The sequence below is a fragment of the bacterium (Candidatus Blackallbacteria) CG13_big_fil_rev_8_21_14_2_50_49_14 genome, from assembly GCA_002783405.1.
Lineage (GTDB): Bacteria > Cyanobacteriota > Sericytochromatia > UBA7694 > UBA7694.
Genome location: PFGG01000024.1, coordinates 25,998 through 32,530 on the forward strand (window position 1 = coordinate 25,998; position 6,533 = coordinate 32,530).

Annotated in this window: 6 protein-coding genes; 2 read left to right on the forward strand and 4 right to left on the reverse strand. The window is 51.0% G+C overall.

Going from position 1 to position 6,533, the window contains the following annotated elements; all coding sequences use genetic code 11:
* Positions 1-54: 54 nt before the first annotated feature.
* A complete protein-coding gene (locus COW20_05480; GenBank protein PIW49566.1) occupies positions 55-1,413 on the forward strand; it encodes a hypothetical protein in 1,359 nt (452 codons plus the stop codon).
* A 75-nt stretch (positions 1,414-1,488) separates the two neighbouring features.
* On the forward strand, positions 1,489-2,865 hold the full coding sequence (locus COW20_05485; GenBank protein ID PIW49567.1) for a hypothetical protein: 1,377 nt from the start codon (positions 1,489-1,491) through the stop codon (positions 2,863-2,865).
* Here the strand turns inward: COW20_05485 and COW20_05490 are convergent.
* The 4 genes from COW20_05490 to COW20_05505 form a co-directional block, all read right to left on the reverse strand.
* A complete protein-coding gene (locus COW20_05490; protein PIW49568.1) occupies positions 2,862-3,347 on the reverse strand; it encodes a hypothetical protein in 486 nt (161 codons plus the stop codon). The genes COW20_05485 and COW20_05490 overlap by 4 nt on opposite strands.
* Entirely contained in the window at positions 3,344-3,973 is a 630-nt protein-coding gene (locus COW20_05495; protein ID PIW49569.1) for a hypothetical protein, read from the reverse strand. The genes COW20_05490 and COW20_05495 overlap by 4 nt, the downstream gene beginning before the upstream one ends.
* Positions 3,974-4,090: 117 nt before the next feature.
* Positions 4,091-5,443 carry a hypothetical protein gene (locus COW20_05500; protein PIW49570.1) on the reverse strand — a complete coding sequence of 451 codons (1,353 nt, stop codon included), beginning with the start codon at positions 5,441-5,443 and terminating at the stop codon, positions 4,091-4,093.
* 216 nt (positions 5,444-5,659) lie between these two features.
* The coding region (locus COW20_05505; protein ID PIW49571.1) for a hypothetical protein at positions 5,660-6,533 on the reverse strand (874 nt) is incomplete at its 5' end.

Here is a 6,533-nt window from a genome sequence, read left to right on the forward strand (position 1 = left end):
GCGTTTGCTATCTATTCAACGTAGTCAAGTTTAACGTAGTCAAGGGGCCGCTCTGTGAAAAATGTTTTGAAGCAGGATCTGAATTTTCTTCAGTATCCGCTTTGGTTTCAGGTTTCACACGGACATGCGCCTTTGGTTTGGAACCATCCTGAAGGTTATACTTACCGAGCAGCCTACCGGGCGCCGGATCAGTTGGATATGTTGTTTCTGATGTACCTTCTGATGCGTGCTCAACAGGAAAACTACAAGCCCCGTTTGGAGTTCAGTCGCTATGAAATTCTCAAGGGCTGTGGCTGCCCGATCAATCCCCAATATTTAAAGCGCCTTGAAGACAGCCTGAAGCGTTGGCTGAATGTCAGTTTGGAATATGAGAACTGTTTTTTTGATGGGGTGCGCTTCCTGTCTGCAGGTTTTCGTCTGATTGAAAATTATCGCCTGCGTGAAAAAGACAAACGGATTGAAATTCGTTTAAGTGAACCTTGGTTGCAACAGATTCAGCAATCCCTTTATTTTAAATATTTGGATTTTAGTTATTATAAAGCTTTGCGTCGCCCTGTTTCCCGCAGGCTTTTTGAACTCTTGACCACGCAGTTTAAAAGCCAGAGCCAATGGCGTCTGCCTTTGGTTGAACTGGGGCACCATCTGACACTCTACAGTCGGCGAAAAATCAATGCCGAGGGCCTTGAAGAACGCGTGATTTTCCCCAGTGATGTTTTGACTGCCTTAAAATCTGCTCTGCAGGAACTGAACCAATTGTCGAGCAATGCTGAGCTTTTGCGTGAGATGGGCATGGACCCCCGTGAAATCTACGGAGTTACCTTTGAGGTGCAAAGCCATCGCAAAATGATTGAACTCAACCGGGTCTCGCTGACGCATCTTTTTGACGCTCTGACCTATAGCCCTGAGCCTGAAAAGCCAGAGCATGCTTTTGCTGAACCCCTTTTACAGGAGCTTTTAAGTTATCTCAAGCGCAGTTCGCGTCCGCTTCAAGAATTGGTAACTCAATCCTATCAAAGCTATGGGTTTGAATATGTCAAATGGAATATTTTTTATGCCAATCGCAATGGTGCGAAAAATTACGCGAATTATCTAAAACTTTGTCTTCAGCATAATTGGGCTCAAGAATTCCGTGAGGAATATGAGCGCATGTTTGCCAGCAATGAAGAGAGTTTGGACAGTCGCAAAATTTCAGCTTTGATCAAGGTGGCTGAACAGGCCGATTATCTGACCTTGCAGGATGGTCAGAAGTTCAAGATCAAACGTGTTTTTCCGAATGGCGCGCTTGAAATAACCAATCGCAACTACAAAATGGACTTCGTGCTTTCACCAGCCCAGGCCTATGCCTGTCGTTTTGAGCGGGATTTGCCGCAGACAGAGCCACGGCGCCGGGGACGCCCGCGAAAAAATAGCTGAATTCTGATATAATCAGGGCATGTGCCTGTAAAAGGGGTTCTGATGCCGTCAATTCAATCTATTTCATCTCCAATTATGCCTGCTCAGCAAGGTCGACAACGTTTGGGTGGGTTACAGCCATCCTCCTGGAAAATCCGCCCTGATCGCTCTGAAACCAGTGAATTAAAACCCCAAGACCGTTATCTGTCACAGGGGCCGAAGATTCGCAGTTTGGATCTTTCACTTGTTTCTCTGCCCGATAAGCCCTTGGCGGTGATTTCTCATCAGGAAGTGCCAGCCCAGATCCAGTTTTCGAAAAACCATCTTTTAACCGCTTTAAATCTGGCCTTGGGAAAATTATCCAGTTCAGAGGAACACGCGCATATTCATCCTTTGGCAGAAGCTGCACACAGTATTCGGGTGGCATCGCCCCAAGCTCTGGCGGGGGCTGAAGACAAGCTCAACCAAAAAATTCAAGCGGTTTTGGCGCAGCCACGCAGTCAGGCTTTGCGGGAACGGTTGAGTTCACGAATAGAAACATCACTTGCGCGGCTTGAAGATCGCATGGGTAAAACCGACAGTCCCCGTCTGCAACGCTTGCACGAGATTTTATCGCAGGGTCTTGAAAGATTAAAAGCAGTAGCCACAGGTGAGCGGGCTTTGCCTGAGTCAGAAAAAAAACAAGCCATTTTGGCTTTGACCCTGAACCAGGTGGTGGGGCATCTCTGTAAAGAGGGCAGCCCGCAGGAGCAGGCCACGCGCATGCAGCAATGGGCCTTATTGGTTGAAGAACTGAAGCAAAATCAGCCCTTGACGGCTCAACTGATGTTGGATGCTGCTGCGCGTTTGAATGTCGAAGATCAAACCGCTTTGGAGCAGGATTTGGCGAGCAGTCTTGCGCTTTTGAGTGGGCCCGGTCAAAAACTTCCTGAGGGCCTTTTAAATGCTGCGCTGCCTGAAACAGGGGTTGAGGCGCTTGCTTTGATTCATGATATGAATGCCAGTGAACTCTTCACTTTTGGTTCCGCGATGAAAGCCCTCTCTGCTGAAATTCGTGGAGAGTGGTTGCCTGCTGCATCGGATCTCAATTCTGAGATCACTGCGGGTCTGGCCCAGTTGGAAATTCTTTCCAGCGATGCCCAGGATTTGATTAAAAAAGCCGATGAATTGGCTTTGGCTCCTCTTGCCCCCAAGCCCGAACCCCCCAAAGGCTTTGAAGAGGGCGTGCTTTCGCTGGTTCGTGAATTCAAAAAAATTATTCAGCAATTGGACAAAGATCAATCTGCGCTCTTTCTGAAAAATCTGGCACATGTGCTGGAACAACGCAAACATGACAATGCCTTTATTGATCAAATACAGGCCGATTTACGTTTTGACGCAACCTTGCGCGGGCAACGCGAGAATTTGAAAGAACAGGTTGAAACCCGCTATCAGCATGTTTTGGAACAATTTCAGCAGATTGCTGTGGCCTAGCGCGCAAATAGGCTGAGGCGGGTAGAGCCCACATCTCCCTGCTGGGTCACCACAGAAGCCACCACAGCATAGCGCCCGCCTTTGGCAAAGGTGTATTTCAGGCTGGTTTCTTTGGGTGAACTGCTTTGGTGCAGAAATTTATCGTCAAAATCAAGCATGGGCAACCCCAGATCAATCACCTGAAAGACATAGGCTTTGATGGGAGCAATCTTGTTTTTGTTTTTGACTTCAATTTGCATTTTGACGGTTCCCGGAGCGACAATCACGGCATTTGAAAGCAAGGAGCGGGGCTCGGTCAAGAGTACAGGCTGGGGAATTTCAAAATCCTGATTGGGGGGTGGGGGAGCAATGTCCAGCAGAATACTTTTGAGTAAATCCTGCTGTTGGTTTTCGTTGCTGGGTTTGGGGGTGGCTTGTGGAGCTGCCCATAAGGGCGGTGCGAGGCAGAGGGCGAGACCGCAGGCGATCAGCAGGCGTTTCATGATTTTTCTCCTGTGCAGGAAGGTTGATAAAGTTTGAGATATTCCACAATCAGCTCCACGGCTTGCGGGCGCAAATCTTTTTGAAGACTCTTGTTTTCAAGTGCATTTTCAGTTTGCAGCCAGACCTGGCACCAGAGTTTGGGGCGGTTGATATAATCCTGGGCTTCGGCAATGGCCAAAACCATTTGCGCCGACTGATACTGCCAGAGCTGACGTGCACCACGACGAACCCAGACCAGGCCTGGACGGGGGTGGAAATAATCATCCAGAACCATCATATAGCCCAGAATCAGCTTTTCTTCGCCGTTGAGCGGCAAAATTTCAGGGGCTGCTCCGGGTTGTTGGTAGTTTTTGCGTAAAATTTCGAGCAGACGTTGGTGGTTTTGCTGGCCTTCAAATTTCCAGCCCAGGGCATTGACCAGGGCCAGTTTCTGGTCCAGGGGTGTTTGGGAATCTGTCAAGATAGCCCCCATTTCAGGGGTTAAGACATGGTTTTGGCTGGCGGCTTGTACCCAGGCCAAATCGCCATAGGCTTCGCTGAAGGTTGTGGAGGTGACAGGGGAGTCGGCCCACGCAGGAAAACCGAAGCTGAGCAAGGCCAAGCTGGCCAGTAGAAATTTTTTCATAGCGAAATTCCTTTTATCAGACTGTTCAAATTATGCCATACCCTGTAAAAAGATGGGCTTTCGCTCCAGACAAAGCAAAAGCCCCCGTCACCGGGGGCTTTTGGCTTTTAAACCGTGCTATTTTGAGGGCTGGTAGACAAAATTGTCTTCGCCATAGATCATGATTTTGCCACTGGCAAAAACCTTCACATCGTAGAGATTTTTCAGCTTGCCTTTGGGGGAAAGCTTGGTCAACTCAGGGGTCAGGTCTTTCCAGGTTTTGCCTGCGTCATCACTCATGACGGCCCAACCGCCAATCGAGTTGGGAACGAAATTGCCGACCACCACGATAATATCTCCGCTGCCATCAACTGCACGGCCATCACGGGCGCTGTCAGAGTATTTGAAGCCATGCAGGTCGAGTTCAATACTCTGCCAACTGGAGGCGGTATTGCAGTCTTTGCCTTCAGAGCAGAGATAAATCAAGGGCAGATAGGCCCCGCTGGTCTGATCGGTTCCTACGGTCACGATGCGGCCATTTTGCCAGACCACCATATCCAGCATTTCGCCGTCTTGGTTGGATTTTTGCAATTGTACAGTCTGGAATTGAAAGGTGGCCCCGTCTAATTTAGAGGGCATACGCACCTGGGCCGGTTCGTTGATCTTGCGGCCCGTGGCATAGAATTTATCATTGACAGCTTGAACCGCTGTGATTTGGTAGGCCGTTGCACTGGGGTTGGCCATGGTTTCTTCACCTACGCCATGCAGTTCACAGAACATATTGCTGGCATCGGGGTTAAAATTGCTGGGATCTTTGCCCGTACAGGTGTTGGCAAACCAGCTTTTGCCAGCGGCATTCTTGCCAGGGGAATAAACGGCAGTGGTGCCTGTCAGAGAATCTACCAGGATTTGACCGTCTGAGGTGACGGCGACGCCTTCGCCCTGGGCGACGGAGGTATAGGCATTTTTGCCACGGGCATAGAGTTCGGTATAATCCATGCGCTCGGGATTGCTTTCATTGACCGTGGCCACCGGGCCAGAGCCAATCTGCCCGCTGATATAGAGCTGGCCATTGGGGTCACGGGTAATGCCCTGAACTTTGATGCCGTCAAATTTACGTTGGGCGGTCCAGGTCATGCCCCCATCTGTGGTAGTAGAGAAACCGCCGTTGCCTGATTTTCCGCAGCCCCAGAAGCCTTTGTTGTCGTTGTCCCACCAGATCGCGGCCTTGTCGCTGCAGGGCACAGAGCCGGTGAAAAGCGACCAGCCACTGGGCATATTGGGCGCGGTACTGGGCTGGCTGCTGTCTGGGCTGGCCGAGGCGCTGGGATTGGCTGAGGCTGAAGGACTGGTCGGGCTGGAAGAGGAGGCCGCAGATGGAGAGGCCTTTGGCGTACCGCTGGGGGTGGTTGGGCTGGCACAGGAAACGCTCAGCGCCAGGGTGGCCAGGGCACTTGCCAGAAGGGCAGAAGGTAATTTGAAATTTTGCATGAAAAATACTCCCAAAATCTTGATAGTGTCTACTCTTAAGACAATGGTTTTTTACCGGAATGTGAAGTCTCTGTCAAGTTATGAGTATAATATACGGATAAATAAGTCTATTTTTCGATTAAATTAGAATTTCATCAGCCTGAATTGTATTGAATCGATTGAGCTTGTGTGATAGATGCTTGAATTGTCTGAAGGCTTCTTTGGCTTGAAACGCTTTCAGTGATCGCGACGAATGACTTTGCCCTTGAACAGTTCTGCCACTGCCTCAAGCGGTTGGGTGCGCGCAAAACTGACTTCTTCAGGTGAACGGGGCTTGCGTTGAGGTTCGGCGGGCCTTGTTTCTGCTGGCACAGGCGGGGCTGCACTTGGGGCTGGTGCAAGGGCGACAGGGGCTGGTTTGGCTTCTGCAGGTGTCTGAAGCACTTCTGCGGTGGGGGCTGGGAGCGGAGCCCGCTGAAGCGTTGGCTGAGGTGGTGAAACCCGTTCAGAAGATTCAGAAGGGGTTTCCCGCCTGGGGGGCGGGGGCGGCAGGTTCCCTTCGGGGGGCGCTTTGTACTGGGCGGTGGCTGGCAAGCCGGTCGCTTCTGCTTCTGGGCTTTCTCCACTCAGTTCCAAAATCAGCTGGTAGGCTTCGCCCATGATTTCTTCAAGCAAGGGGGTCAACCTGCCAGCTTTCAGGCTTTTTTCAACGCGTTCCTTGTGGGGCTTGGAATTGAAGCGCACAATCCATTGGCGGCGGCTGGGATCAATATGCATCAGTTTGCCATTTTTCATAAAACCATACAGGGGCCCCTGCTGGTCGAGCACGGCACTTAAAAAGCGTTGCCAGATCTGGCGCATGTCTTGATCGGGCACCACGGTGCCTGCCGCATAAACGGGCTCCACTTCCCGATCGGGTTCTTCAGGCAAATAGGGCTCGTCTTCAAAGGGGGGCATTTCAGGCTCAAAATCTTCAGGCAGATCTTCTTCTGGCTCTGAATAGGCGGCTGCCTGGGGCGGCTCGGGTGCCTGAAAGGGTTTGGGAGGAGGCAAGGGGGCCGGTTTGCCCAGCGGAGGGGGGGCGCTTGGCAAGGGCAGACTGGGGCTGGGC

Coding starts and splice junctions, on each gene's coding strand:
- COW20_05500 (PIW49570.1), bottom strand. CDS start 5,443: ATGCAAAATTTCAAATTACCTTCTGCCCTTCTGGCAAGTGCCCTGGCC.
- COW20_05495 (PIW49569.1), bottom strand. CDS start 3,973: ATGAAAAAATTTCTACTGGCCAGCTTGGCCTTGCTCAGCTTCGGTTTT.
- COW20_05485 (PIW49567.1), top strand. CDS start 1,489: ATGCCTGCTCAGCAAGGTCGACAACGTTTGGGTGGGTTACAGCCATCC.
- COW20_05490 (PIW49568.1), bottom strand. CDS start 3,347: ATGAAACGCCTGCTGATCGCCTGCGGTCTCGCCCTCTGCCTCGCACCG.